The following is a 25,940-nucleotide window of genomic DNA, read 5'->3' as shown; positions in this document are numbered from 1 at the left end:
CCTTAAGGTAATAAGCCTTTAACGTCGATCGGTTTGGCTTCGTTTTCCGCGTCGCCTTTGTCTTTACCGTCGATCGCCATACCTGCCATGCGGTAGAAGTTGTACTCCGGATATTTACCCGGGCCGGAAATCAGCAGGTCTTCCTTCTCATACACCAGATCCTGACGCTTGAACTCACCGAGTTCGAAGTCCGGCGTCAGCTGAATCGCGGTGGTCGGGCACGCTTCTTCACATAAACCACAGAAGATGCAGCGCGAGAAGTTGATGCGGAAAAATTCCGGATACCAGCGGCCATCCTGCATCTCCGCTTTCTGCAGCGAAATACAGCCGACCGGGCAGGCAACGGCGCACAGGTTACAGGCCACGCAGCGCTCTTCGCCGTCCGGATCGCGCGTCAGCACGATACGGCCACGGTAGCGCGGCGGCAGATAAACCGGCTCTTCCGGATACATCTGGGTTTCGCGCTTGGCGAAGGCATGCATGCCAATCATCCAGATACTGCGCACTGTCGTGCCGAAGCCAACGACAATATCTTTTAAAGTCATCTCAAAACCCCTTACTGCGCGTTGTACAGAATCACTGCGGCAGTGGCCAGCAGGTTCAATAACGTCAACGGCAGACATACTTTCCAGCCGAACGACAGCACCTGGTCATAGCGTGGACGCGGCAGCGCAGCACGAATCAGGATAAACATCACCATAAAGAACGCCGTTTTCAGGGCGAACCAGATGAACGGCGGCAGGAACGGACCGTGCCAGCCACCAAAGAACAGGGTGACGATCAGCGCCGATACGGTAGTAATGGCCACGTACTCACCGACAAAGAACAGGCCGAACTTCATCCCGGCATATTCGATGTGGTAACCGTCGGCCAGCTCCTGTTCCGCTTCCGGCTGGTCAAACGGATGACGGTGGCACACCGCGACGCCGGCAATACAGAAGGTCACGAAGCCAAAGAACTGCGGGATGATGTTCCACAGGTGCGTCTGGCTCTCAACGATGGCGTTCAGGTTAAAGGAACCCGCCTGCGCCACCACGCCCATCAGCGACAGGCCGAGGAACACTTCGTAGCTCAGGGTCTGCGCGGAGGCACGCATTGCACCGAGCAGCGAGTATTTGTTGTTACTCGACCAGCCCGCGAACAGTACGGCGTATACCGCCAGACCCGCCATCATCAGGAAGAACAGCAGACCGATGTTCAGGTCGGTGACCATCCAGCTCGGCGAAACCGGCACAATCGCAAACGCCAGCAGCAGCGAAACGAAGGCGATAACCGGTGCCAGGGTAAAGATGAAGCGATCGGTAAACGGCGGAACCCAGTCCTCTTTAAAGAACATTTTGATCATGTCCGCCGCCAGCTGCAGCGAGCCGCCCCAGCCTACACGGTTCGGTCCATAACGGTTCTGCCACAGGCCGAGCAGACGACGCTCGGCAAAGCTCATGAAGGCACCACAGGCCACCACCACCAGCAGGATGACAATGGCTTTCACCACCTGCAGGATGATGTCAATAACGTCCGGTGTCAGCCAGCTCATTGCGCTGCCTCCTGCAGTTTGTCAATTTGCGCACCCGCGAGGAACGGCGGTACACCCGGCATGCCGAGCGGCAGACCCACCTGCCCCGCCTGCAGTGCCGCAGAGAAGCGCACCGGCAGACGCAGCGTTTCACCGGCGCAAACCAGCTCCACGGACGCACCGTTATTAACGCCCAGCTTCTCAGCATCTGCCGGGTTGATCACCAGCGTGGCCGGCGCCATGCGTTTCTGGAAGGTTGGCGAGCGCTGAGTCATCTCTTCACTACCAAACAGCCGATAGTAAGGTGCCACGCGATACTGGCTGCCGCCCACGAAGCGTGCCGGAACCTGGCTGAACCAGTCCAGTGCACTTTCGCTGGCTTCGAACAGCCGCACGCCTGGATCGCCATGACGCAGTTTACCGCCCACTTCCGCCTGGAACTTGTTCCACGCCTGCGGTGAGTTCCAGCCTGGTGCCCAGGCAAAAGGAATCTGCGAACGCGGTGCCGACGGCTGGTTGTTACCTTCCATGGAGAAGGCAAACATGGTGTCTTTATCCTGCGGCTGACGCGGTTCGTGCACGCTGATGTTGGCGCGCGCAGCGGTACGGCCACTGGCACGATGCGGTGAACGCGCCAGTTTCTGGCCACGAATACGGAAGCTGGCGTCCGGCGCCGCATCCTTAATCCCTTTCAGCTGTGGCAGCGCCACAATCGCGGCATCAATCACGTGATCGAGCTGCGTCCAGTCAATCTGGCGGCTCTCGACGGCACTGTGCAGCGAATGCAGCCAGCGCCAGCTCTCCAGCATCACCACGCTATCGTCGTAGTAGGCCGGATCGTAAACCTGGAAGAAGCGCTGGGCGCGACCTTCATGGTTGATGGAGGTGCCGTCGCTCTCGGCAAAGCTGGCGGTGGATAGCACCAGACCGGCTTTCTCCAGCGTGGCGGTGCGTTGATGATCAACCACGATCACGTGCGCGGTGTTATGCAGTGCTGCATCGACGGTGGCTTTCGGTGCGTGACGGTAGAGATCGTTCTCCAGCACCACCAGCGCTTCCGCTTCGCCTTTGTCCAGCTGCTCCAGCGCGCTGTCCAGCGACTGGCCGCCCATCAGGCCGAGACCGAAGCTGTTGGCGGCACCGGCGAGGAAGGTAATACCGACGTCAGCACCGCGCGCTTTCAGCGCTTTAGCCACGTTGGCTGCCGCTTCAATCATTGCCGTGCTGCCCGAGTGGGTGCCGGAAATGATCAGCGGTTTTTTCGCGCCGGCCAGCGCCTGTACCACCACGTCCAGCTTGCCGTTCAGGCTGCTGTCAAAGTCGCTAACCGCCGGTGCGCTGTCATCCAGCGCGTGCGCGATGGCGAAGCCCAGGCGTGCCTGATCTTCCACCGGTGCGCGATAGCTCCACGCGGCAATATCATCGAGACGGGTTTCATCAACGTTAGTGACAAACAGCGGATGTTTGGCGTGCTGACCAATGTTGAGGATGGCGGCGATCTGCCAGTCCGCAACTTTCTGAGCGGCGGCCATTTCGCGTGCTTTGCCTTTAACGGCCTGACGCACCGACAGCGCCACGCGGGCACCAACCTGAGTCAGGTCTTCACCCAGCACCAGCACGGCGTCATAGCTTTCAATTTCACGCAGCGATGGCGTGTAGATGCCGCCCTGCTGCAGCACTTTCAGCATCAGCTCAACCCGCGCCTGCTCAGCTGCCGGCATACCGGTTGAGAAGTTTTCTGCGCCCACCAGTTCGCGCAGCGCGAAGTTGCTTTCGATACTGGCGCGTGGCGAACCGATACCGATCACCTTCTTCGCCTGACGCAGGATATCCGCGGCGGCATTAACCGCCTGCTCTGCGTTCAGCGTGATGCGGTCGCTACCGCGCAGCTGTTCCGGATGACGCGGACGATCTTTACGGTTTACGTAGCCATAGCCGAAACGGCCACGGTCGCACAGGAAGTAGTGGTTCACCGATCCGTTGTAGCGGTTTTCGATACGACGCAGCTCGCCATAGCGCTCGCCCGGGCTGGTGTTACAACCTACGCTGCACTGCTGGCAGATGCTGGGCGCAAACTGCATATCCCACTTACGGTTATAGCGTTCAGAGTGGGTTTTATCGGTGAACACGCCGGTCGGGCAGATTTCTACCAGGTTACCGGAGAATTCGCTCTCCAGCGTGCCATCTTCCGGACGGCCAAAGTAGACGTTGTCATGCGCGCCGTACACGCCAAGATCTTTGCCATCGGCGTAATCTTTGTAGTAGCGCACGCAGCGGTAACAGGCGATACAGCGGTTCATCTCATGCGAGATAAACGGCCCGAGATCCTGATTCTGATGGGTACGCTTGGTAAAACGGTAGCGACGGAAGCTGTGTCCCGTCATTACCGTCATATCCTGCAGGTGACAGTTACCGCCCTCTTCGCACACCGGACAGTCGTGCGGGTGGTTGGTCATCAGCCACTCCACCACGCTTTCACGAAACTCTTTCGCTTCGCCATCGTCGATGGAGATAAAGGTGCCGTCAGACGCAGGCGTCATGCAGGACATGACGAGGCGACCACGGGTATCTTCGGCATTCTGGAATTGCTTCACCGCGCACTGGCGGCAGGCTCCCACGCTTCCCAGCGCCGGATGCCAGCAAAAATAAGGAATATCAAGGCCCAGAGACAGACACGCCTGCAGCAGGTTGTCCGCTCCGTTCACATCATATTCTTTACCGTCTACATGGATTGTAGCCATAGTGAACATGCTTCCGTAAGGCTCGTCCGCAGACGAGCGTTAAACATCTAATTCCTGCCCCGCAGCCTCAGGCCCGGGCGATTCCGTGTACGACGGCGGCTTACCAGCGCGCTTTCAGCAGGTTAGGCTGAATCCCGCCAATGGCGCGGGTATTGCCAAACACCTGCGGCGCAATGCCAGCTTCAAACTCGTCACGGAAATATTTAATCGCGCTCTGCAGTGGCTCAACGGCACCCGGTGCGTGGGCGCAGAACGTCTTGCCCGGACCGAGCTGGCGGCACAGCTGCAGCAGGGTTTCGATATCCCCCGGCTGGCCTTTTTTCTGCTCCAGCGCACGCAGGATCTTCACGCTCCATGGCAGACCATCACGGCACGGCGTACACCAGCCGCACGACTCGCGCGCAAAGAACTCTTCGAGGTTGCGTACCAGCGACACCATATTGATTTCGTGGTCGACCGCCATCGCCAGCGCGGTACCCAGACGGCTGCCGGCTTTGCCGATGCTGGCAAATTCCATCGGCAGGTCGAGGTGCTGCTCGGTCAGGAAGTCGGTACCGGCTCCGCCCGGCTGCCAGGCTTTGAACTTGAGGCCATCGCGCATACCGCCGGCATAATCCTCAAGGATTTCGCGTGCGGTGGTGCCAAACGGCAGCTCCCACACGCCCGGATTTTTCACCCGGCCGGAGAAGCCCATCATCTTGGTGCCAGTGTCTTCGCTGCTGGAGATGTTTTTGTACCACTCCACGCCATTCAGGAAGATCGCCGGCACGTTGGACAGCGTCTCAACGTTGTTGACGCAGGTCGGTTTGCCCCAGACGCCGGCACTGGCCGGGAACGGCGGCTTGGAACGCGGGTTAGCGCGGCGCCCTTCCAGCGAGTTGATCAGCGCGGTCTCTTCGCCACAGATATAGCGGCCCGCACCGGTGTGAACAAACAGCTCGAAATCGAAGCCGGTACCAAGAATGTTTTTGCCGAGATAGCCCGCGGCAGTAGCTTCGGCAATGGCACGACGCAGGTTTTCCGCGGCTTCGATGTATTCACCGCGCAGGAAGATGTAGCCACGGTAGGCTTTCAGCGCAAACGCACTGATCAGCATGCCTTCCACCAGCTGGTGCGGCAACTGCTCCATCAGCAGGCGGTCTTTATAAGTGCCAGGTTCCATCTCATCGGCGTTACACAGCAGGTAACGGATGTTCATGGATTCATCTTTGGGCATCAGGCTCCATTTCAGGCCGGTGCTGAAGCCCGCACCGCCGCGCCCTTTCAGGCCGGAATCCTTCACCGCGGCGACGATCTCGTCCTGGCTCATGCCCTTCAGCGCTTTATCCGCGCCAACGTAGCCGTTTTTATTGCGGTATTCATCAAACCACACCGGCTGTTTGTCGTCGCGCAGACGCCAGGTCAGCGGATGCGTTTCCGCAGTACGAATGATCTGTTTAATGGTCATTGATACTGCTCCAGCAGGTTAGCGATGCCTTCCGGCGTCAGATGAACGTGCGTGTCTTCATCCACCATCATGGTCGGGCCTTTGTCACAGTTGCCGAGGCAGCAGGTTGGCAGCAGCGTAAAGCGGCCATCCGGCGTGGTTTGTCCCGGCTTGATGTTCAGGTTCTGCTCCAGCGCCGCCTGAATGCCCTGGTAACCGGTGATGTGGCACACTACGCTGTCGCAATAGCGGATCACATGGCGGCCAACCGGCGTACGGTAAATCTGGCTATAAAACGTCGCCACGCCTTCCACGTCGCTGGCCGGGATGCCCAGCACCTCAGCAATCGCGTTAATCGCGCCGTCCGGCACCCAGCCGCGCTGCTTCTGCACGATCTTCAGCGCTTCAATTGAGGCTGCGCGCGCATCTTCGTAGTGATGTTTCTCATGCTCAATAGCGTGGTGCTCGGCCTCGCTCAGCACAAAGACCTCATTCGGGTCGATGGTTTGAATGGCAATTTTTTGATCGTGCATAATTAGCGGTCCACGTCTGACATAACAAAATCGATACTACCGAGGTACACGATCAGGTCGGATACCAGGCTGCCGCGGATCACCGAAGGGATCTGCTGCAGATGCGGGAAGCTTGGCGTACGCACGCGGGTGCGGTAGCTCATGGTGCTGCCATCGCTGGTCAGGTAGTAGCTGTTGATCCCTTTCGTCGCTTCAATCATCTGGAACGATTCGTTGGCCGGCATTACCGGGCCCCACGAAACCTGCAGGAAGTGGGTGATCAGGGTTTCAATGTGCTGCAGCGTGCGCTCTTTCGGTGGCGGCGTGGTCAGCGGATGATCGGCCTTGAACGGACCCTCCGGCATGTTTTTCAGGCACTGCTCCAGGATACGCAGCGACTGCCACATCTCTTCCATCTTCAGCTGCACGCGGGTGTAAGCGTCGCTGATGCCCGCGCCGACCGGCACCTCAAAGTCGAAGTTTTCATAGCCGGAGTAGGGACGCCATTTACGCACGTCGAAGTCCAGACCGGTGGCGCGCAGACCGGCACCGGTGGTGCCCCACGCTAGCGCTTCGTCCATGTTATAAGCGGCCACGCCCTGCGAACGGCCCATCAGCACGGTGTTGCGCAGCGCAGCTTTGTCGTACTCTTTCAGACGCTTCGGCATCCAGTCGAGGAACTCGCGCAGCAGACGTTCCCAGCCTTTCGGCAGATCGTGCGCCACACCGCCGATGCGGAACCACGCCGGGTGCATACGGAAACCGGTGATCGCTTCCACCACGTCATAAATTTTCTGACGGTCGGTAAAGGCAAAGAACACCGGCGTCATGGCACCGACGTCCTGAATAAAGGTGGAGATGTACAGCAGGTGGCTGTTGATACGGAACAGCTCTGACAGCATCACGCGAATTACATTCACGCGATCCGGTACGGTGATGCCTGCCAGCTTTTCCACCGCCAGCACGTAAGGCATTTCGTTTACGCAACCGCCGAGGTACTCGATACGGTCGGTATACGGAATATAGCTGTGCCAGGACTGACGCTCGCCCATCTTCTCCGCGCCGCGATGGTGGTAACCCACGTCCGGAACGCAGTCGACGATCTCTTCGCCATCCAGCTGCAGAATGATGCGGAACGCACCGTGCGCTGAAGGGTGGTTCGGACCGAGGTTGAGGAACATAAAGTCCTCATTGGTGGTGCCACGCTTCATGCCCCAGTCTTCCGGCTTAAAGGTTAGTGACTCCATCTCCAGATCTTCTTTCTGCTTAGTCAGCGTGAAAGGATCGAACTCGGTGGCGCGCGCCGGGTAGTCTTTACGCAGCGGGTGCCCTTCCCAGGTCTGCGGCATCATGATGCGCGTCAGGTGCGGGTGGCCGTTGAAGGTGATACCAAACATCTCCCAGGTTTCGCGCTCGTACCAGTTGGCGTTGGCGAAAATTTTGGTGATGGTGGGCACATTCAGATCGTTTTCAGACAGCGCCACCTTGAGCATGATGTCGCGGTTGCGTTCAATCGACAGCAGGTGATAGAAAACGGAAAAATCCGCGGCGGGCAGACCGGCGCGGTGGGTACGTAAACGCTCATCGAAACCGTGCAGGTCATAGAGCATGACGTACGGCTTCGGCAGCTTACGCAGGAATTCAATGATTTCCAGTAGCTGTTCACGCTTCACCCAGACGACCGGAATGCCGGTGCGGGTGGCCTGAACGGTAAAGGCATCCGGCCCAAAACGGTTACGCAGCTCGCCGATCACCGGATCATCCAGGTGATCCCGGGTTTGCCATGCAGGCTGAGCGAGATCTTGCGTGGTTAAATCTGTCATACGTTACTCACCATTCCGGCCTGTAATCAGGCACTCAAAAGAAGGCGTCAGGATGGCGGCACACACTACGTTGTCATTATCTGCTGCGGCCGTGGCTCCATCCGTGTACGGGGTGCTTAAACTTCGTCTGGGGTTCTCAGGTTGGTGACGGCAATACGCTCACCGCGCTTTCTTTCACGCTCAGACTGCATATTGGCGCGATACACGCCCTGATCGCCAACCACCCACGAGAGTGGACGACGTTCTTTGCCGATGGACTCACGCAGCAGCAGCAGCGCCTGCATGTAAGCTTCCGGACGTGGCGGACAACCCGGGATATACACATCAACCGGCAGGAATTTATCCACACCCTGCACCACCGAATAGATGTCATACATGCCGCCGGAATTGGCGCAGGCCCCCATCGAAATCACCCATTTTGGTTCCAGCATCTGATCATACAAACGCTGAATCACCGGCGCCATTTTGGTAAACGGCGTACCGGCGATCACCATAAAGTCAGCCTGACGTGGCGAGGCGCGCATTACTTCCGCACCGAAACGCGCCACATCATGTACTGCGGTGAATGACGTGGTCATTTCCACGTAGCAACAGGAAAGGCCGAAGTTATACGGCCAGAGAGAGTTTTTACGACCCCAGTTCACCATGTCATGCAGGGCGTGCTCGAGCTTGCCCATATAGACGCTGCGATGAACGTGCTGCTCCAGAGGATCGGTAACAATCTCCTGTTTCTGCAGGGGATAACGGTCGTTATCGCCCCCGTTCGGGTCTACGCGTGTCAGCGTGTAGTCCATCTTATTGCCTCGCTTTTACTGCTTATGAGGGTTGGTGTGACTGTGGCTGACCGGGCTCGATTTGACGACTACGCGACGACGCGCAGGCGCCCAATCCAGCGCACCGATGCGCACCAGATAAACCAGGCCTGCCAGGAGCACCAAAATGAAAATTGCGGCTTCGACAAAGCCGACCCAGCCGCTTTCGCGAATGGAGGTCGACCATGCGTATAGATAGAGGGCTTCGACGTCGAAAATGACGAAAAACATCGCAACCAGATAGAATTTTGCCGAGAGGCGGATATGGGTATCACCGACGGATTCGATACCGGATTCAAACGGCGTGTCTTTGTGGCGCGCGCGTGCACGTCCACCTAACAACCAGCCACCGGTTAACATAAAGGCACACAGGCCAAACGCGATAACAATGAAAACAATAAACGCCCAGTGATGAGCGATGACTTCTGTGGTTGTTGACATACTCTTTGCTTACTCATCAAAAGTGGCGATGGCATCCTGCACTGTCGCAGCAAACACACCACATCGATTCAAGGGAAGGATAAAAAACCTTATAAACTTTGCTGTCTTTATCAATTAAGCAGCAATTTTATGGGGTTTTTTACTCCTTTCTATAACCTTTTGTCAACTTTGACAAAAGTATCCAAACATTAATTTACACCCGCATCATATTATTAACATATGCACCCCTGAGCGCCAGCTAAATCGCTTCAGTTTGTACGGTTAATTTCAGTGTAGCGGGTATTCACATGCATGGATCGTGCATTTAACAATCATAGTTTGACAGGTCTTGCGCGGATTTCCCCCCCCTTATCGGGGGTATTTTTTTGATCCAGAACACATATTGACGTTTTTTGCTGGAAAAACCGGCAGGCGGTCTGACGAAAGACGGAGATAAAGTTGGCACGAAATGATAAATAAATTCCGCGCAGGATGAAAACGAAACACATTTCACTTTTCAGGAAGTTAGTGAAATTATCAGGTGCTAATCGTGCTAAAAAAGCGGAAATAACCGCCATAAAAAAAGCCTTAGCTGATTTTCATCAGGCTAAGGCTCTTTTCTCTAACTTTTAACAATTATCTGGCATGCCGGTTGTGACGGATTACCAGTAACGGTCAACCTTACTCTTCATCATCCAGCAGCAGCGTACCGTCCGGATTCGCGCTCAGATTGTAAGGATCGTTAGTGGATTGCATCGCGTTGAAGATGGCCAGTGCCAGCTCATTATCGCTGTCCGGATTACGGCACAGCAGATATTGCGTATCCGGCAGCACCGGCAGGCCTTCTGCCGCCCCCATCACGCGCAGCTCCGGGCTCATCATTTCAACCGGACGCGCGGTGACACCCAGCCCCGCTTTTACCGCCGCACGTACCGCCGCCAGCGTGGAAGCCACGTAGGAGATACGCCACGGGATACCCGCTTCGTTGAGATGATCGATCGCCATGTCACGGTACGGGCTTGGCTCATCCAGCAGCACCAGCGGAATGGCTTCACCGCGCTGGAAAATGTAATCTGCCGCGCAGTACCACAGCGTTGGCGAGGTGCGCAGCACCTGGTAGGTGAAGTTACCCGGACTGGAGGTGGTCACCACCAGATCCACTTCGCCCTGGTTCAGCATCTCCATCATAAACGGATTACGCTTCACGCGGACGTCGATTGCCAGTTTCGGATACACTGACGTTACGCGGTTAAGCAGAAACGGCAGAATAGTATCAGAGGTATCGTCAGACGCGCCAATCGTCAGCACGCCCTGGATATTGCTGTACATTAAAGAAGTGCAGGCTTCATCGTTGAAACGCAGGATCTTCCTGGCGTAGCCAAGCAGCTGAATGCCATGCTCAGTCAGCAATTTGTTACGTCCATGTCTGGCAAACAGCTCTTTACCTACCAATTGTTCCAGACGTTGCATCTGCTGGCTTACGGCTGATTGCGTTCTGCATACTGCTGCAGCGGCGGCTGCAAAGGTATTCAGGTCAGCAACGGCGACAAAAGTACGCAGCAGATCGAGGTCGAGATTCAGTATCGGACGATTTGCATTAGTCATGTTATTTCTTCACTTATAAGATTTTTTGAAACTACTACCCTGGTGTATTACCATACTTATCAAAGAGATAAGTGGTAATGGTGCTTAATGATCGCCCTGTGTGAAGGCGCTCATGAAAAAATCGAGTCAGGCGGATGCCGACGAACACATCACCGCAAAACGGGCAATGGCGTCGTAAAAGTCAGAACAACTTCCTGGGCCAGGGACGTCAGTAGAACGTTGCTGGAAGCTGTGTAGTTGCCTGGTTTCCCGCCAAACTGTCCTGCGGGGCAAAAAGGAATAACATCTTGTTATGCTGATGCGAAGCGATAAAGTGCATCAAATAATAAATTATACTTAATCATTTTTACGCTATAAATGGAAATGTTTTTGTTCAAAACATCGTAATTTTTGACCAAAAGCCATTTCCGGCACATCCTGCCACAACGCTGCTGATTTTTTAACCCGCCTGGTTCTTAAACTGAATGATAAGCGTTAAAGTGACAGCGTAAATGCTATTTAAGCCGCTGCCACGCGGTTTTATCCCCGGCTGACGGGGCCTGGTTTCAACCGCTTCGCAAAGCAAATAACCATCGTCATCGCCTCATGCCAGATAGTGCTTAATCATTGCTGCACATTTTTTCGGCATCTAACAAGATTCCTTTAACTATTTCATCAAGTCGCTAACCATTCCTCAGACCGCAGTTAAATGAAAAATTGCTGAATGGCGCGGCGCGCGGCTGGATATCCCGGTTTACAGGCGACCCGATCAGCGCAAGCATTTAATGTTGGCTCCTGCCATTTTAATAGATAATTAAACCAGTTTTAATAGTTAAAAATGCGTTTCGCGCCACTGAATCCGGCAAAGCCTGGCTATCGCGCCAAAACCCAGCGCTGCCCTTCTTTTGTTACGGTGAGAGGAGTAAATTGAGCAGGTTTGATTTTAGTGGCAGGTTAAAAGGACTCTGCCCATTAAGGCGGTAACGATGAATTTTCAAATTGATAAATCCGGCAAGCTGGAAAATGTCTGTTACGACATTCGTGGCCCGGTACTGAAAGAAGCTAAACGTCTCGAAGAAGAAGGCAACAAAGTTCTCAAACTCAACATCGGCAACCCTGCCCCGTTTGGTTTTGAAGCCCCTGATGAAATCCTGGTAGACGTGATTCGTAACCTACCGAGCGCGCAAGGCTATTGCGACTCGAAAGGTCTCTATTCAGCACGTAAAGCCATCATGCAGCACTACCAGGCGCGCGACATGCGCGACGTTACGGTAGAAGATATCTATATTGGCAACGGTGTGTCTGAACTGATCGTGCAGGCAATGCAGGCGCTGCTGAACAGCGGCGATGAGATGCTGGTGCCCGCGCCAGATTATCCGCTGTGGACAGCGGCGGTTTCGCTGTCGAGCGGCAAAGCGGTGCACTATCTGTGCGACGAATCCGCGGGCTGGTTCCCGGATCTGGATGATATCCGCAGCAAAATCACGCCGCGTACCCGCGGAATCGTGATCATCAACCCCAACAACCCCACCGGTGCGGTGTACAGCAAAGAGCTGCTGCTGGAGATCGTGGAGATCGCCCGCCAGCATAACCTGATCATCTTCGCCGACGAGATCTACGACAAGATTCTGTATGACGAAGCCCAGCATCATTCGATTGCCGCGCTGGCACCGGACCTGCTGACCGTGACCTTCAATGGGCTGTCCAAAACCTACCGCGTGGCGGGTTTCCGCCAGGGCTGGATGGTGCTGAACGGACCGAAGAAGCACGCCAAAGGCTATATCGAAGGTCTGGAGATGCTGGCTTCAATGCGTCTGTGCGCTAACGTGCCGGCGCAGCATGCCATTCAGACTGCGCTGGGCGGCTATCAGAGCATCAGCGAGTTTATCGCGCCGGGTGGACGGCTGTTTGAGCAGCGCCAGCGCGCCTGGGAACTGATCAACGATATTCCCGGCGTCAGCTGCGTGAAGCCGCAGGGCGCGCTCTATATGTTCCCGCGCATTGATGCGAAGAAATTCAACATCATGGACGACCAGAAAATGGTGCTGGATTTCCTGCTGCAGGAAAAAGTACTGCTGGTGCAGGGCACCGCCTTTAACTGGCCGTGGCCGGATCACGTGCGCATCGTTACCCTGCCGCGCGTGGACGACCTCGAGATGGCCATCAACAAGTTTGGTCGCTTCCTGCAAGGCTATCGCCAGTAATCTGTGACGCGTATACTGTTTGACTTTCGGGGAGCCGCACAAGCTCCCCGCCGTGCAACAGGAACCGTCCATGACCCGTAGCCACTTTTTCGCCCACCTCTCCCGCCTGAAACTCATCAACCGCTGGCCGCTGATGCGCAATGTGCGCACGGAAAATGTCTCCGAGCACAGTCTGCAGGTCGCCATGGTGGCGCATGCGCTGGCCATCATCAAAAATAAAAAATTTAACGGCAATCTGAATGCCGATCGCATCGCCATGCTGGCGCTGTATCACGATGCCAGCGAAGTGCTGACCGGCGATTTGCCCACGCCGGTAAAGTACTACAACGCGCAGATTGCCCATGAATACAAGAAGATTGAAAAGATTGCGCAGCACAAGCTGATTGAGATGTTGCCGCCTGAGTTGCAGGACGCGTATCGTCCGCTGCTGGATGAGCACCTGCATAGCGAGAGCGAGCAGGCGGTGGTGAAACAGGCTGATGCGCTGTGCGCCTACCTTAAGTGCCTTGAAGAACTGTCGGCCGGCAACAACGAGTTTCTGCTGGCCAAAGCCCGTCTGGAGAAGACGCTGGCGCAGCGGCGATCGCCGGAGATGGATTACTTCGTTGAAGTCTTCATCCCCAGCTTCAGCCTGTCGCTGGATGAAATTTCCCAGGATACGCCGCTGTAACCTGCGCCGCTCAGCGTGGGCTGTTTCAGGCGCGCATCGTCACGCTGAAATAACCGTCCGGCTGTTTACTGATGTGCAGCGGCTGCAGATTTTCCACCTGCAGCGCCACTTCACTCAGGCGTGGCGCATCGGCCGGCGGATTGACCGCCACCACCGCGCTGCCCGCTTCCAGCCCGGCGATAATGCCCGCCGGGGCATCTTCCACCACTACGCATTCTGGCGCAGAAATCCCGAGCCGCTCAGCACCCAGCAAATAAGGTTCAGGATTGGGCTTGCCGAATTTAATGTCCTCGGCGGTAATAAACACCTCCGGCAGCGGTAAACCGGCCGCTTTGTGACGGGCATGCGCCACCGGGATCGATCCCGAGGTCACAATCGCCCAGGGAATGTCGAGTGCGTTCAGGGTGGCCAGCAACGCGTGTGCACCGGCAATCGCCTGCACGCCTGCCGTGTCTTCTGCTTCCAGCTGCTCCAGCCAGCGAAATTCGGCCTGGATCGCCGCTTCAGACTGGCCCGCCATAAAGTGGCGCAGCGAGTTGATCGCCGGTTTGCCGTGAATGTAGTCCAGCACCTGCTGCGCGGCCAGGCCGTGGCGCGCGCCCCAGCGTGACCAGGCGCGATTCACGGCCGGCAGTGAATCCACCAGCGTCCCGTCTAAATCAAACAGAAAACCCCTGTACTTCACACGTTGCTCCTTATTCAGGCATTGAGGATTTGCGCGATTTCATTCTCGCTGAGGTGATACTGACGCGGACAAGTGTGCCACACCGCCAGCATGCGTTGGTATTTTTCCCACATCGGGGTTTGCGCATTGAAGCCGTGGGTGCCGGAATCGAAATGGGTATAGCGCCCTTCCACATTAACCATAAAGCGCACATAGCCGAGGTAACGCGCTTCGGTGGCCGCGTCGAAGCCGAGAAACGCCAGGCGACGCTCTTCAATGTTGCACGGCGCTTTGTGATTGGACCAGGAAACATGCAGCGCATGATGCATTTCCATAATGTCGATCAGCGTACGGCAGGTCGCCTCGCTCAGTTCGCCGAACTCTTTGTCCAGCTCGCGCAATTGCAGTCCATAGCCGCGTTCAATAATGGTCTGATAGCGGCGATAGCGCTCGGCGTTATCCGGCTCAAGCATCGCCATCATCTGGTATTGATTAGAAAGAATCAGTCGCTGTGCATGGGTCATTTCCATGGTTTACTCCCGGGCCGCAGGGCCGCTTAAGATTTAAACAATGCAGAAATGATTACACAACGAAAGCGATGCGTGTATGTCCGCATCACTATTCTTTGATTTGAACCGGGATTGGGCGCAAATTCTCTGGCAGAGAAAAGCGCCATTTGATCAAAGATCGTCGAGGAAAGTACGGTCGAGCTGCTTAAAAGCACGCTTGAGCACATCCGCCAGCGCCTGGTAAGTCGGCTTGCCGTCGACGGGGGCAATGGCCTGTCCGGCCTCTTCCAGTTTGGCGCGCACTTCGTGGAACCAGTGCAGCAGCGTTGGCGGCAGCGGCGTGACGGAACGTTTACCCAGCCACCATAATCCCTGCATCGGCAGGCTACAGGCAAACAGCGCGGTGGCAATCGCCGGGCCGAGTTGCCCGCCGAGCGCGATTTGCCACGTCAGCGTAAAAATGGCCAGCGGTGGCATAAAGCGAATCGCAAAGCGGGTTGCCGTCACCACACGGTTCTCAGGAAACACCGGCGCCAGACGTTTGTCGGCGGGCCAGGTTTTCATGTAGTGCTGGCCGCGCTGAAATAAGCCGAACCAGCCTGGATTGCCTGCGTCATTCGCCATGGTAGACCTCAACTATTACTGCAGCATTTAAAAAAATTTTATAACTACACAACTTTACGTGACATCCTTCAAAAGATTTTGTCTTTGCGGGTCACAGTGGGTATTCTGACGCCGTTTTTGCAACATTACCGGAAGCCGCAGCTCAATAAAAGAGCGCGCTGGAGCCATGTTTCGCTTCGTGGATTTCAAAAATCTGCGTAAAATTACCGAAATTTTTTGCGTGTCGTTTCTTTTTTGACTAGCGCATGATGTTAATCATTAATCTACCAGCTTTCATAGGCTACGCTGTTAGTCTGATTGCGTTATTTTTAGCCACTATTTAACAAAATAGGTACTTCCATGTCGACGAAGTTAGTACTGGTCCTCAACTGCGGCAGCTCCTCTCTTAAGTTTGCCATTCTCAATCCAGCCAGCGGTGACGAATACCTTTCCGGTCTGGCGGAGTGTTTCCACCTGCCGGAAGCGCGCATCAAGTGGAAACTGGACGGCAGCAAACAGGAAGCCCCGCTCGGCGCGGGCGCAGCGCACAGCGAAGCGCTGAACTTCATCGTTAAAACTATTCTGGCACAAAAACCAGAGCTTTCGGCACAAATCGCTGCAATCGGCCATCGTATCGTTCACGGCGGCGAGCAGCTGACGCAATCGGTGGTGATTGACGAGTCCGTCATTCAGGGCATCAAAGACGCGTCGTCCTTCGCGCCACTGCACAATCCGGCGCACCTGATCGGCATCGACGAAGCCATGAAAAACTTCCCGCACCTGTCGGATAAAAATGTCGCCGTTTTCGACACCGCCTTCCATCAGACTATGCCGGAAGAGTCCTATCTCTATGCCCTGCCGTACAACCTGTATAAAGAGCACGGCGTGCGCCGCTACGGCGCGCACGGCACCAGTCACTACTATGTGACGCAGGAAGCCGCCAAAATGCTGAACAAGCCGGTCAGCGAGCTGAACATCATCACCTGCCATCTCGGCAACGGCGGTTCTGTGGCGGCCATCCGTAACGGCCAGTGCGTAGATACCTCAATGGGTCTGACGCCGCTGGAAGGTCTGGTGATGGGCACCCGCAGCGGTGACATCGATCCGGCTATCGTCTTCTTCCTGCACGATACGCTGGGCATGAGCGTGGATGCGATCAACAAACTGCTGACCAAAGAGTCCGGCCTGCTGGGCCTGACCGAAGTCACCAGCGACTGCCGTTACGTGGAAGATAACTACGCTACTAAAGACGATGCCAAACGTGCGATGGATGTGTTCTGTCACCGCCTGGCGAAGTACATCGGCAGCTACACCGCGCTGATGGAAGGCCGTCTGGATGCGGTGGTGTTTACCGGCGGTATCGGTGAAAACGCGGCGATGGTGCGTGAGCTGGCGCTGGACAAACTGGGTCTGCTTGGCTTCGAGGTTGACCACGAGCGCAACCTGGCTGCACGCTTTGGCAAGTCCGGCTTCATCAATAAAGAAGGTACCCGCCCGGCGGTGGTGATTCCAACCAATGAAGAGTGGGTCATCGCCCAGGACGCCGCGCGCCTCACCGCGTAATGTTTCTCTCCGTCAGCTTCGGCTGACGGTGTTGTTTTTGACACCCTGTAACACCGCGAGGTTTCTATAGTGTCACGTACAATTATGCTTATTCCTACCGGCACCAGCGTCGGCCTGACCAGCGTCAGCCTTGGCGTGATTCGTGCCATGGAGCGCAAAGGCGTGCGCCTGAGCGTGTTCAAACCGATCGCCCAGCCGCGCGCTGGCGGCGATGCGCCAGACCAGACCACCACCATCATCCGCAAAAACTCCGCTATTCCGGCCGCGGTTCCGCTGCCAATGTCCCGCGTTGAGTCGCTGCTGGGTTCTAACCAGCAGGATGTGCTGATGGAAGAGATCATCGCCAACTACCACGCCAACGCCAAAGATGCGGAAGTGGTGCTGGTGGAAGGCCTGGTTCCGACGCGCAAACATCAGTTTGCCTCGGCGCTGAACTATGAAATTGCCAAAACGCTGAACGCGGAGATCGTCTTCGTCATGTCGCTGGGTAACGACTCACCGGCACAGCTGAAAGAGCGCATCGAACTGACGCAGAGCAGCTTCGGCGGCAGCAAAAACAAAAACATCACCGGCGTCATCATCAACAAACTCAACGCGCCGGTGGATGAGCAGGGCCGCACCCGTCCGGATCTGTCAGAAATTTTCGACGACTCCTCGAAAGCCAGCATCGCCAACATCGATCCTAAGCAACTGTTCGCTAACAGCCCGCTGCCGGTGCTGGGCTGCGTGCCGTGGAGCTTTGATCTGATCGCGACGCGCGCCATTGATATGTGCCGCCATCTCAACGCGGAGATCATCAACGAAGGTGAAATCCACACGCGTCGCGTCAAATCCGTCACCTTCTGCGCGCGCAGCATCCCGCATATGCTGGAGCACTTCCGTCCGGGCTCGCTGCTTGTGACCTCAGCCGACCGTCCTGACGTGCTGGTGGCGGCCTGTCTGGCGGCGATGAACGGCATCGAAATTGGTGCGGTGCTGCTGACCGGCGGCTATCAGATTGAAGCGCCGATCGCCCGTCTGTGCGAACGCGCCTTCCAGACCGGCCTGCCGGTGTTCATGGTAAAAACCAACACCTGGCAAACCTCGCTCAGCCTGCAGAGCTTTAACCTGGAAGTGCCGGCTGACGACACGCAGCGCATCGAAAAAGTGCAGGAGTATGTGGCCGGCTTTATCAATGCTGACTGGGTTGAATCACTGACCGCCACATCCGAACGCAGCCGTCGTCTGTCACCGCCGGCATTCCGCTATCAGCTCACCGAACTGGCGCGTAAAGCCGGCAAGCGCATCGTCCTGCCGGAAGGCGACGAACCGCGTACCGTTAAAGCGGCGGCGATTTGTGCCGAGCGCGGCATCGCCACCTGTGTGCTGCTGGGCAATCCGGATGAGATTCAGCGCGTGGCCGCAGCGCAGGGCGTTGAGCTCGGCAAAGGCATTGAAATTGTCGATCCGCAGGTGGTGCGTGACAACTACGTGCCGCGCCTGGTTGAGCTGCGTAAGAGCAAAGGCATGACCGAAGTGGTCGCGCAGGAGCAGCTGGAAGATAACGTGGTGCTGGGCACCATGATGCTGGAAAGCGGCGAAGTTGACGGTCTGGTCTCGGGCGCGGTTCACACCACCGCCAACACAATTCGTCCGCCGTTGCAGCTGATCAAAACCGCGCCGAACAGCTCGCTGGTCTCCTCGGTGTTCTTCATGCTGCTGCCAGAGCAGGTGCTGGTGTACGGCGACTGCGCCATCAACCCGGATCCTAATCCGGAGCAGCTGGCCGAGATCGCGATTCAGTCCGCCGACTCCGCCAAAGCCTTCGGCATCGATCCACGCGTAGCGATGATCTCCTACTCTACCGGTAACTCCGGTGCCGGTAGTGACGTAGAGAAAGTGCGTGAAGCGACGCGCATTGCACAGGAAAAACGTCCGGATCTGGTGATCGACGGTCCACTGCAGTACGACGCCGCGATCATGGAAGACGTCGCCAAGTCTAAAGCACCGAACTCAGCGGTGGCCGGACGTGCGACGGTATTTATCTTCCCGGATCTCAACACCGGTAACACCACTTACAAAGCGGTGCAGCGTTCTGCCGACCTGATCTCCATCGGGCCGATGCTGCAGGGCATGCGCAAACCGGTTAACGACCTGTCACGCGGTGCGCTGGTCGATGATATTGTCTACACCATTGCACTGACGGCGATTCAGTCGCAGCAGGCTGAAGGCTAATCCCCTTCCCCGCTCCGCATCAGCACGCCCGCCCGGGCGTGCTTTTTTTTATCCTGCGCCACAACCCTGCCCGTATAAACGCACTGGCAAAATCCCGCCTGCGCGCTAACACTGATTACACTCTCCCGCGACTTACGAGGTCAGCAATGAGCAACAGTGATGTGCACAGCCGTCGGTTACAGGCCACGCCGCGTGGCGTGGGCGTGATGTGTGATTTCTTTGCAGCGAAAGCCGAAAACGCCACGCTGTGGGACCAGCAGGGGCGGGAATATATTGATTTCGCCGCCGGCATTGCGGTGCTCAATACCGGCCACCGGCATCCCAAAGTGCTGGCGGCGGTACAGCAGCAGCTCACGTGCTTCACCCATACCGCGTTTCAAATCGTGCCGTATGAGAACTACATTCACCTTGCGGAGCGTCTGAATGCGCTGGTGCCGATTGAAGGCGCCGTGAAAACCACCTTCTTCTCTACCGGCGCCGAGGCGGTCGAGAACGCGGTGAAAATCGCGCGCGCAGCCACCGGCCGTCCGGGAATTATCGCCTTCAGCGGCGCGTTCCACGGTCGCACCAATATGACCATGGCGCTGACCGGCAAAGTGCTGCCTTACAAAACCGGCTTCGGCCCGTTTGCCAGCCCGGTGTTTCACGCACGCTACCCCAATGCGCTGCATAATGTCAGCGTGCACGATGCGCTCGACAGTCTGGAGACGATTTTCCGCAGCGATATCGCGCCACAGCAGGTGGCGGCCATCATCTTTGAACCGGTTCAGGGCGAAGGCGGGTTTTATGTCGCGCCGCCAGAGTTTGTGACGGCGCTGCGTCAGCTGTGCGATCGCCACGGCATCCTGCTGATCGCCGATGAAGTACAGAGCGGTTTTGCGCGCACCGGCAGGCTGTTTGCCAGCGAATATTATGAGGTACAGCCGGATCTGATCACGCTGGCGAAAAGTCTGGCAGGCGGGTTTCCGCTGTCGGCGGTGAGCGGCCGGGCCGCGGTGATGGATGCACCGGAGCCGGGCGGTCTGGGCGGCACCTATGCTGGCCATCCGCCAGCAATTGCCGCCGCGCATGCGGTGCTGGATATTATCAGTGAAGAAAACCTGTGCGAGCGTGCGCAATGGCTCGGTACGCAGCTGGCAGAAGCGTTGAACGGCGCCGGCTGCCGTGCGCTGGCAGAGGTGCGCGGCTATGGCTCGATGATGGCGGCGGAGTTTCATGACGCCAGCGGCCGCCCCTCAGCGGAGATCGCCAAAGCGATTCAGCAGCAGGCGCTGGCCGAGGGATTGATTCTGCTGACCTGCGGCGTGCACAGCAACGTGATCCGCTTTCTTTATCCGCTAACCATTCCGGACGCCCAGTTCAGTACGGCGCTGAACATTCTCACCCGTATTCTCAGCCAGCATTAAACACAAAAGGCACCCTTGGGGTGCCTTTCTGTGGAAGCGCAGGAATCAGGCTTCGCTGCTTTGCTTACTGCGCACCGCGTCACTGTTGCGGCTCAGCCACAGCGACAGGGCTTTGAGTGAATCATCGGTGAATTCATCACAGCGGGCGGTGATCTCTTCCGGCGTCATCCAGAACACTTCATCCACTTCCTCTTCCTGCATGGCAAACGGACCGTGCGACACGCAGCTGAACAGCCCACCCCATACGCGGCAGTGCTGATCTTCGAAGTAGAATTTGCCGTGCTCGGCGAACGGGACATCGGCGATGCCGAGCTCCTCTTCCGCTTCACGACGGGCGGATTCCAGCAGGTCTTCACCGCTTTGCACCACACCACCCGCAGTGGCATCCAGCATACCCGGCATGAAATCTTTGCTCTCGGTACGGCGTTGCACCAGAATCTTGCCCATGCCGTCGTGCACCACAATATAGGTAGCGCGATGGCGCAGACATTGCGCACGCATCTGCGCACGGCTGGCCTGCGCAATCACTTCGTTTTCTTCGCTAACGATATCCACCCACTCGATACCGTCACCTGCCGTTTGATCCACCATCCGGTAACCCTTTCTCTGTTTTCGGCGTGCCCAGCACGCGCCTGTTTGCGATGCTTTATTAGAATGAGCGCTAAGGTAAAGCGTTCTTTTCGTCGCCGCAAGGTTTTAGCGTGCTTTACCCGACTCGGCCAGCCACAGCTGCACCGAGGCGCGCTGCCACTGGAATTCTGCATAGTGCTGCAGCTTCACTGGCAGCGGATCGCCGTGCAGCGCCAGCCGGTTAATCATCACCGCCAGGTCGGTGTCGGCAATCGACCACTCGCCAAACAGGTTCTGTTGGCCGTCCGGCAGCAGGCGCTGCACCGCGGCAATCAGTTTACTGGCGGCCTGTTCGCCAGCGGGCGTGAGCGGAGCAAAGCGTTCAGCAGCAAACAGCACCTCAGTGGGACGCTCCGTGCGCAGCGCCAGCAAATCGCTGCGCAGCCACGCCTGCACTTCGCGCGCGTGGGCACGTTTTTCGCGATCGCGCGGATAGAGGCGCTCAAACTCCGGCGCCGGAAAACGCTCTTCGAGGTATTCGGCGATGGCCGAGGATTCATTCAGGCTGACATCATCAATTTGCAGCGTGGGCACACGGCAGGTCAGCGACAGGCCGCGGTATTCCTCGTCAAGCTGTGCATTGCGCGACAGGTCAACGCGCCTGACGGTAAAGGGAATGCCCTTCTCGGTAAGCGCAACATAAACTGACATGGCATACGGGCTAAAAAAACAGGAATCGGACCACAACGTAATGGCGGGATAGTTCATCAGCTGCCTCGGCTAAGCGTCAGGTGTGCATCATGTTTACCGATTTTTGCCGGCTAAGGCAATGGCGCGCTGGTCCGATGTTTTGCCGCAGGACCACAGCAAACTGGCGGTTTTTCATCATAAGCGTAAGCGCTGTCACGCCGCAGCGGCACTTCTCTTCTATGCTCAATTCAGAGCAGATAATTAATGACAGGGAGACTAAACATGCACCTGCTTATTACCGGCGGTACCGGCCTGATAGGTCGCCATTTAATTCCGCGCCTGCTGCAGCTGGGCCATCAGGTGAATGTGGTAACGCGTGACGTGGCGGCCGCGCGGGAAAAACTCGATGCGCGCGTGATGCTGTGGTCAGGCATTAACCAGCAGTCCGATCTCAATGCTATTGACGGCGTCATCAATCTGGCGGGAGAACCAATTGCCGACAAGCGCTGGACCGAGCAGCAAAAGCAGCGCCTGTGCGAAAGCCGCTGGCAAATCACTGAGCAGATCGTCTCGCTGATCCACGCCAGCAGCCATCCGCCGCGCCTGTTTATTTCCGGCTCGGCCACCGGCTTTTATGGTGATAGCGGCGATGTGGTGGTGACCGAGGACGATCCGGGCCATGAGGAGTTTACCCACACCCTGTGCGCCCGCTGGGAGCAGCTGGCGCTGAAGGCGCAAAGCGAGCGCACCCGCGTGTGCCTGCTGCGCACCGGCGTGGTGCTGGCGCGCGAAGGTGGCGCGCTGAGCAAAATGAAGCTGCCGTTCAAACTTGGCGTCGGCGGACCGATTGGCAGCGGCAAACAGTACCTGCCGTGGATCCACGTGGACGATCTGGTCAACGCCATCCTGTGGTTGATCGATAACGATCAGTTGCAGGGCCCGTTCAACATGGTGGCGCCTTACGCGGTGCGCAACGAGCAGTTCGCCGCCACGCTGGGCCAGGTGATGCATCGTCCGGCCTTTATGCGCACCCCGGCCAGCGCCATCAAACTGATGATGGGAGAATCCGCCGTGCTGGTGCTGGGCGGGCAGCACGTGCTGCCGAAGCGGCTGGAGGAGTCCGGCTTTGGTTTCCGCTGGTACGATTTGCAGGAAGCGCTGCAGGATGTCGCCGGCTGACGCATCTCCGCTCAGGCTTACCGCGGCGCCACGGCGGGCGTGAGGCAAAGCTGCTGCAGGAAACGCGCCGTTAACGGTCGGGTATCCTGCCTGCGCCAGACGGCATATAGCACAATCTTCAGCGCCAGATCGGGTAGCGGCATCAGCACAACGTTATCCGGAACGATGCGCGCCAGGCTGTGCTGGATCAGGGTGAAACCCAGCCCGGCTTCGACACAGGCAAGCGCGGCCAGCGGACCATTCACTTCAAAACGAATATCCGGCTGGAAGCCGGCGCGCTGGCAGGCTGCCAGTAATCGCGCCCGCGCGGCAGGGTTGAGATTTTCCTGGTCGGCAATCCACGCCCGGCCGTGCAAATCAGCCGGTACGGGCGCGGTCAGCGCGCTGGATGCCGGCATCGCCAGCAGCACCGGTTCGGTCGCGATCTTCTTATGCACAAAATCCGCGTCATCGTGCGGCAGCGTATGCACAATGGCAATATCGATCGCCCCCGCCTCTAACCGGGCAATTTGCTGTGCGGAACGTAACGCATGCAGCCGGACATCAATGCCCGCCCCCGGTGCCAGCCGCGCCAGCGCCGCGGGCAGCAGGCGCGAGTGTATAGCCGCCTCCACATATCCAATATCCAGCCGCCCGACGTCACCCTGCTGCAGATGCTGCGCATACTCTTTTAGCCGTTCGTGATGCTGCAAAAAGGGCGTCACCTCGGTGAGAAAGCGCTTACCCTCGTCCGTCAGGCGCAGACGTTTCTTTTCACGGTGAAACAGCACCATGCCCAGTTCGCTTTCCAGCTGTTGAATTTGCCGGCTAAGCGGTGACGGCGAAATATGTAACCGTTCCGCAGCCTGACCAATATGCTCCAGCGCCGCGACAGTGGCAAAGGCGCGCAAAATTTTTATGTCCATGACAATCCGGGTCTCAACTCTGTCAAAAATGACACTGGTCACCTTAACGGTGTTAGCGTCATTATCGCGCTAACAGCCACTGACGCAGCATTATCATCGCGCTAATCCGCCGCGAAAATTGCCGCGTTATTTTGTTTAACGTGAACGAATAAATTAGCGCACAGAGATCATTATGAGCCAGGCAATATTTTCATACACCACCGGGAAATATCAGGTCAGCGCCATCAGCGACGGCACCATGCAAGCCAGTCTGAGTTTATTAACGGACATTCACCACGACGATGCGGTCGAACTGCAACGTCAGGCAGGCATAGCACAGCCGGGCGACATCCATGTGTTTTGTTATCTGATTCGCGGTCAGGGACGCGTGATTCTGGTGGATACCGGGATGGGAAAACGCGATGCGCAGAGCGGCAAATTACTGCCTCATCTGCAGCTGGCCGGGGTGACGCCGGACGACATCGATACCCTGTTATTAACCCATGCGCACCCCGATCATATTGGCGGCTTGCTGGACAGCGCGGGTCAGCCGGTCTTTCGCCATGCCCGGCTCTGCCTCAGCCACAGCGAAGCCGCCTTCTGGCAGGATGATGCGGCGATCAGCCAGCTGAGTGAACGCGCGCAGTTAAACGCGGCGCTGGTGCGGCGCACGCTGCAGGCTTATGGCCCGCGGCTGCAGCTGATGGCGGATGAGGAGATCAGCCCGGGAATCCGTGCGCTGGCGTTGCCCGGTCATACTCCGGGGCATTGCGGGTTTCGCATTGATTCAGACGGCGAGCGTTTATTGATTTGGGGTGATATTGTGCATTACCCGCCTGTTCAGCTGGCCTGTCCGCAGGTTTCTATCGCCTTCGATATTGATCCCGTCATGGCCAGAGAGACGCGCCGGCGTATTTTGCAGCAGGTGGCAGCGGAAAATACGGTGATTGCCGGCATGCATTTTGGCGCGTCTGGCTTTGCCAGAATCGTGGCGTTAGCGAACGGCGGTTATACGGCCAGCTATGTGTCAGCAAGTGACGATGGCGAAGCGAGTGAGCCATGACCGACTAACAGGCGGATTGACGGTGACAGTACACCTGACTCTCCGCCTGTTATCACTCACGCCTGTTTCGGCTGGCCGTTCGACGCCGTCAGGCCGCCATCGACCGGCAGGTTAACGCCGGTGATATAACGCGCGTCGTCGCTGGCGATGAAAGCAATCGCGCTGGCGATATCTTCCGGCTCACCGGCGCGGCCCAGCGGAATACGGTCATAGAAGCGTGCAAGCAGCGCCTCATCGTTTTTCATCTCTTCGGTGAGATCGGTAAAGGTAAAACCCGGGCAAACGGCGTTAACGCGCACGCCGTCGGTGCCATAATCCATCGCCAGCGCGCGGGTAAAATTGGTCACCGCGCCCTTGGCGGCGTTGTAGACACTCATGCCCCAGTCGCCGCCCAGTCCGGATACCGACGAGGTATTCACCACGTTGCCTTTACTGTTGAGCAGCGCGGGCATAAAGAAGTGGGTGCAGTAAAATACACCGTCGAGGTCAGTGCTCATCAGCGACTTCCAGTCCGCTATCGACACTTCGTGAATTTTGCCCTGCACGATGCTGCCGGCGTTATTCACCAGCACATCCACGCGCCCATACTGCTGCTGCACCTGCTCTGCCAGTTGTTTAACCTGATCCGCATCGCCGACGTCGCAGGGTGCCACCAGATGCTTCTCGCCGCTCAGCGTGCTCAGCACCTGTTCCAGCTTGTCGCGGGTTCTGCCCACCAGCACCACCTGTGCGCCTTCACTGGCGAAACGCTGCGCCGCGGCGGCACCAATGCCGGATCCGGCTCCGGTAATCACCACCACTTTCTCTGCAAAGCGCGACATATTTCCTCCTGGTTATTTCGTGGTTGAAACGGTTAAGCCTGGCAGCCAGCGCGCTGAGTTCAAGCGAAG

The 25,940-nt window shown here is 57.2% G+C and carries 24 protein-coding genes; 7 read left to right on the top strand and 17 right to left on the bottom strand.

The features are described 5' to 3' along the window. Positions 1 to 2: 2 nt before the first annotated feature. The 10 genes from nuoI to lrhA all read right to left on the bottom strand — a co-directional run bounded on the left by nuoI (position 3) and on the right by lrhA (position 10,852). Positions 3 to 545 (bottom strand): NADH-quinone oxidoreductase subunit NuoI, encoded by a 543-nt coding sequence (gene nuoI / locus AC6I7J_RS06490; protein ID WP_021509220.1) that lies wholly within the window; start codon positions 543 to 545, stop codon positions 3 to 5. A gap of 11 nt (positions 546 to 556) precedes the next feature. Beyond that, entirely contained in the window at positions 557 to 1,534 is a 978-nt protein-coding gene (gene nuoH / locus AC6I7J_RS06485; RefSeq protein WP_021509219.1) for an NADH-quinone oxidoreductase subunit NuoH, read from the bottom strand. After that, complete coding sequence (gene nuoG / locus AC6I7J_RS06480; protein WP_498007012.1) at positions 1,531 to 4,254, bottom strand: NADH-quinone oxidoreductase subunit NuoG; 2,724 nt, start codon at positions 4,252 to 4,254, stop codon at positions 1,531 to 1,533. Before nuoG ends, nuoH begins: the two co-directional genes overlap by 4 nt. Before the next feature lie 100 nt (positions 4,255 to 4,354). Then, positions 4,355 to 5,695, bottom strand: coding sequence for an NADH-quinone oxidoreductase subunit NuoF (gene nuoF, locus AC6I7J_RS06475; RefSeq protein ID WP_325969452.1), 1,341 nt, complete (start codon positions 5,693 to 5,695; stop codon positions 4,355 to 4,357). A gap of 2 nt (positions 5,696 to 5,697) precedes the next feature. Next, positions 5,698 to 6,213: an NADH-quinone oxidoreductase subunit NuoE gene (nuoE, locus tag AC6I7J_RS06470; RefSeq protein WP_394521571.1), complete on the bottom strand. Its 516-nt coding sequence runs from the start codon at positions 6,211 to 6,213 to the stop codon at positions 5,698 to 5,700. A 2-nt stretch (positions 6,214 to 6,215) separates the two neighbouring features. Further along, positions 6,216 to 8,015, bottom strand: a complete 1,800-nt coding sequence (gene nuoC / locus AC6I7J_RS06465) for an NADH-quinone oxidoreductase subunit C/D (protein WP_031280036.1) — start codon at positions 8,013 to 8,015, stop codon at positions 6,216 to 6,218. 116 nt (positions 8,016 to 8,131) lie between these two features. After that, a complete protein-coding gene (locus AC6I7J_RS06460) occupies positions 8,132 to 8,809 on the bottom strand; it encodes a NuoB/complex I 20 kDa subunit family protein (RefSeq protein WP_021509214.1) in 678 nt (225 codons plus the stop codon). Between the two features lie 15 nt (positions 8,810 to 8,824). Continuing rightward, positions 8,825 to 9,268: an NADH-quinone oxidoreductase subunit A gene (locus AC6I7J_RS06455; protein ID WP_021509213.1), complete on the bottom strand. Its 444-nt coding sequence runs from the start codon at positions 9,266 to 9,268 to the stop codon at positions 8,825 to 8,827. Between the two features lie 311 nt (positions 9,269 to 9,579). Further along, positions 9,580 to 9,825, bottom strand: a complete 246-nt coding sequence (locus tag AC6I7J_RS06450; protein ID WP_498007011.1) for a hypothetical protein — start codon at positions 9,823 to 9,825, stop codon at positions 9,580 to 9,582. A gap of 103 nt (positions 9,826 to 9,928) precedes the next feature. Beyond that, the gene (gene lrhA, locus AC6I7J_RS06445) at positions 9,929 to 10,852 is read right to left on the bottom strand and encodes a transcriptional regulator LrhA (RefSeq protein ID WP_021509211.1); all 924 of its coding nucleotides are present in this window, start codon (positions 10,850 to 10,852) and stop codon (positions 9,929 to 9,931) included. Positions 10,853 to 11,817: 965 nt separating this feature from the next. On the opposite strand from lrhA, the gene AC6I7J_RS06440 reads away from it, so the two are divergent. Further along, on the top strand, positions 11,818 to 13,035 hold the full coding sequence (locus AC6I7J_RS06440; RefSeq protein WP_021509208.1) for a pyridoxal phosphate-dependent aminotransferase: 1,218 nt from the start codon (positions 11,818 to 11,820) through the stop codon (positions 13,033 to 13,035). 70 nt (positions 13,036 to 13,105) lie between these two features. Then, complete coding sequence (yfbR, locus tag AC6I7J_RS06435; protein WP_021509207.1) at positions 13,106 to 13,705, top strand: 5'-deoxynucleotidase; 600 nt, start codon at positions 13,106 to 13,108, stop codon at positions 13,703 to 13,705. A 25-nt stretch (positions 13,706 to 13,730) separates the two neighbouring features. On the opposite strand, the gene AC6I7J_RS06430 is transcribed toward yfbR, so the two are convergent. The 3 genes from AC6I7J_RS06430 to yfbV form a co-directional block, all read right to left on the bottom strand. After that, the gene (locus AC6I7J_RS06430; protein ID WP_498007010.1) at positions 13,731 to 14,390 is read right to left on the bottom strand and encodes a sugar phosphatase; all 660 of its coding nucleotides are present in this window, start codon (positions 14,388 to 14,390) and stop codon (positions 13,731 to 13,733) included. A gap of 14 nt (positions 14,391 to 14,404) precedes the next feature. Further along, positions 14,405 to 14,899 (bottom strand): YfbU family protein, encoded by a 495-nt coding sequence (locus tag AC6I7J_RS06425; RefSeq protein WP_021509205.1) that lies wholly within the window; start codon positions 14,897 to 14,899, stop codon positions 14,405 to 14,407. 150 nt (positions 14,900 to 15,049) lie between these two features. After that, positions 15,050 to 15,502 (bottom strand): terminus macrodomain insulation protein YfbV, encoded by a 453-nt coding sequence (yfbV, locus tag AC6I7J_RS06420; RefSeq protein ID WP_021509204.1) that lies wholly within the window; start codon positions 15,500 to 15,502, stop codon positions 15,050 to 15,052. A 339-nt stretch (positions 15,503 to 15,841) separates the two neighbouring features. Here yfbV and ackA point away from each other — a divergent pair, with 339 nt between their 5' ends. The 3 genes from ackA (at position 15,842) to AC6I7J_RS06405 (ending at position 20,664) form a co-directional block, all read left to right on the top strand. Further along, positions 15,842 to 17,044 carry an acetate kinase gene (gene ackA / locus AC6I7J_RS06415; RefSeq protein WP_021509203.1) on the top strand — a complete coding sequence of 401 codons (1,203 nt, stop codon included), beginning with the start codon at positions 15,842 to 15,844 and terminating at the stop codon, positions 17,042 to 17,044. Between the two features lie 69 nt (positions 17,045 to 17,113). Continuing rightward, complete coding sequence (pta, locus tag AC6I7J_RS06410; RefSeq protein ID WP_176428128.1) at positions 17,114 to 19,258, top strand: phosphate acetyltransferase; 2,145 nt, start codon at positions 17,114 to 17,116, stop codon at positions 19,256 to 19,258. A 146-nt stretch (positions 19,259 to 19,404) separates the two neighbouring features. Beyond that, the gene (locus tag AC6I7J_RS06405; protein ID WP_058769908.1) at positions 19,405 to 20,664 is read left to right on the top strand and encodes a 4-aminobutyrate--2-oxoglutarate transaminase; all 1,260 of its coding nucleotides are present in this window, start codon (positions 19,405 to 19,407) and stop codon (positions 20,662 to 20,664) included. 45 nt (positions 20,665 to 20,709) lie between these two features. On the opposite strand, the gene yfcD is transcribed toward AC6I7J_RS06405, so the two are convergent. Both yfcD and yfcF read right to left on the bottom strand, forming a co-directional pair. Continuing rightward, a complete protein-coding gene (yfcD, locus tag AC6I7J_RS06400) occupies positions 20,710 to 21,255 on the bottom strand; it encodes an NUDIX hydrolase YfcD (RefSeq protein WP_021509200.1) in 546 nt (181 codons plus the stop codon). Positions 21,256 to 21,360: 105 nt separating this feature from the next. Then, positions 21,361 to 22,002: a glutathione transferase gene (gene yfcF, locus AC6I7J_RS06395; RefSeq protein WP_058758433.1), complete on the bottom strand. Its 642-nt coding sequence runs from the start codon at positions 22,000 to 22,002 to the stop codon at positions 21,361 to 21,363. A 204-nt stretch (positions 22,003 to 22,206) separates the two neighbouring features. Here yfcF and AC6I7J_RS06390 point away from each other — a divergent pair, with 204 nt between their 5' ends. Beyond that, positions 22,207 to 23,103, top strand: a complete 897-nt coding sequence (locus AC6I7J_RS06390; protein WP_498007009.1) for a TIGR01777 family oxidoreductase — start codon at positions 22,207 to 22,209, stop codon at positions 23,101 to 23,103. A gap of 17 nt (positions 23,104 to 23,120) precedes the next feature. Here the strand turns inward: AC6I7J_RS06390 and AC6I7J_RS06385 are convergent, their stop codons facing one another. Next, complete coding sequence (locus tag AC6I7J_RS06385; RefSeq protein ID WP_132465006.1) at positions 23,121 to 24,008, bottom strand: LysR family transcriptional regulator; 888 nt, start codon at positions 24,006 to 24,008, stop codon at positions 23,121 to 23,123. Positions 24,009 to 24,180: 172 nt separating this feature from the next. Between AC6I7J_RS06385 and AC6I7J_RS06380 the strand changes: the two genes are divergently transcribed. Next, positions 24,181 to 25,050: an MBL fold metallo-hydrolase gene (locus AC6I7J_RS06380; protein ID WP_498007008.1), complete on the top strand. Its 870-nt coding sequence runs from the start codon at positions 24,181 to 24,183 to the stop codon at positions 25,048 to 25,050. A gap of 56 nt (positions 25,051 to 25,106) precedes the next feature. Here AC6I7J_RS06380 and budC read toward each other — a convergent pair whose 3' ends face one another. Further along, on the bottom strand, positions 25,107 to 25,871 hold the full coding sequence (gene budC / locus AC6I7J_RS06375) for a meso-2,3-butanediol dehydrogenase (protein WP_021509195.1): 765 nt from the start codon (positions 25,869 to 25,871) through the stop codon (positions 25,107 to 25,109). Positions 25,872 to 25,940: the final 69 nt, after the last annotated feature.

The organism is Type-C symbiont of Plautia stali, assembly GCF_059730935.1.
This window is presented reverse-complemented; position numbering and strand designations above follow the sequence as displayed.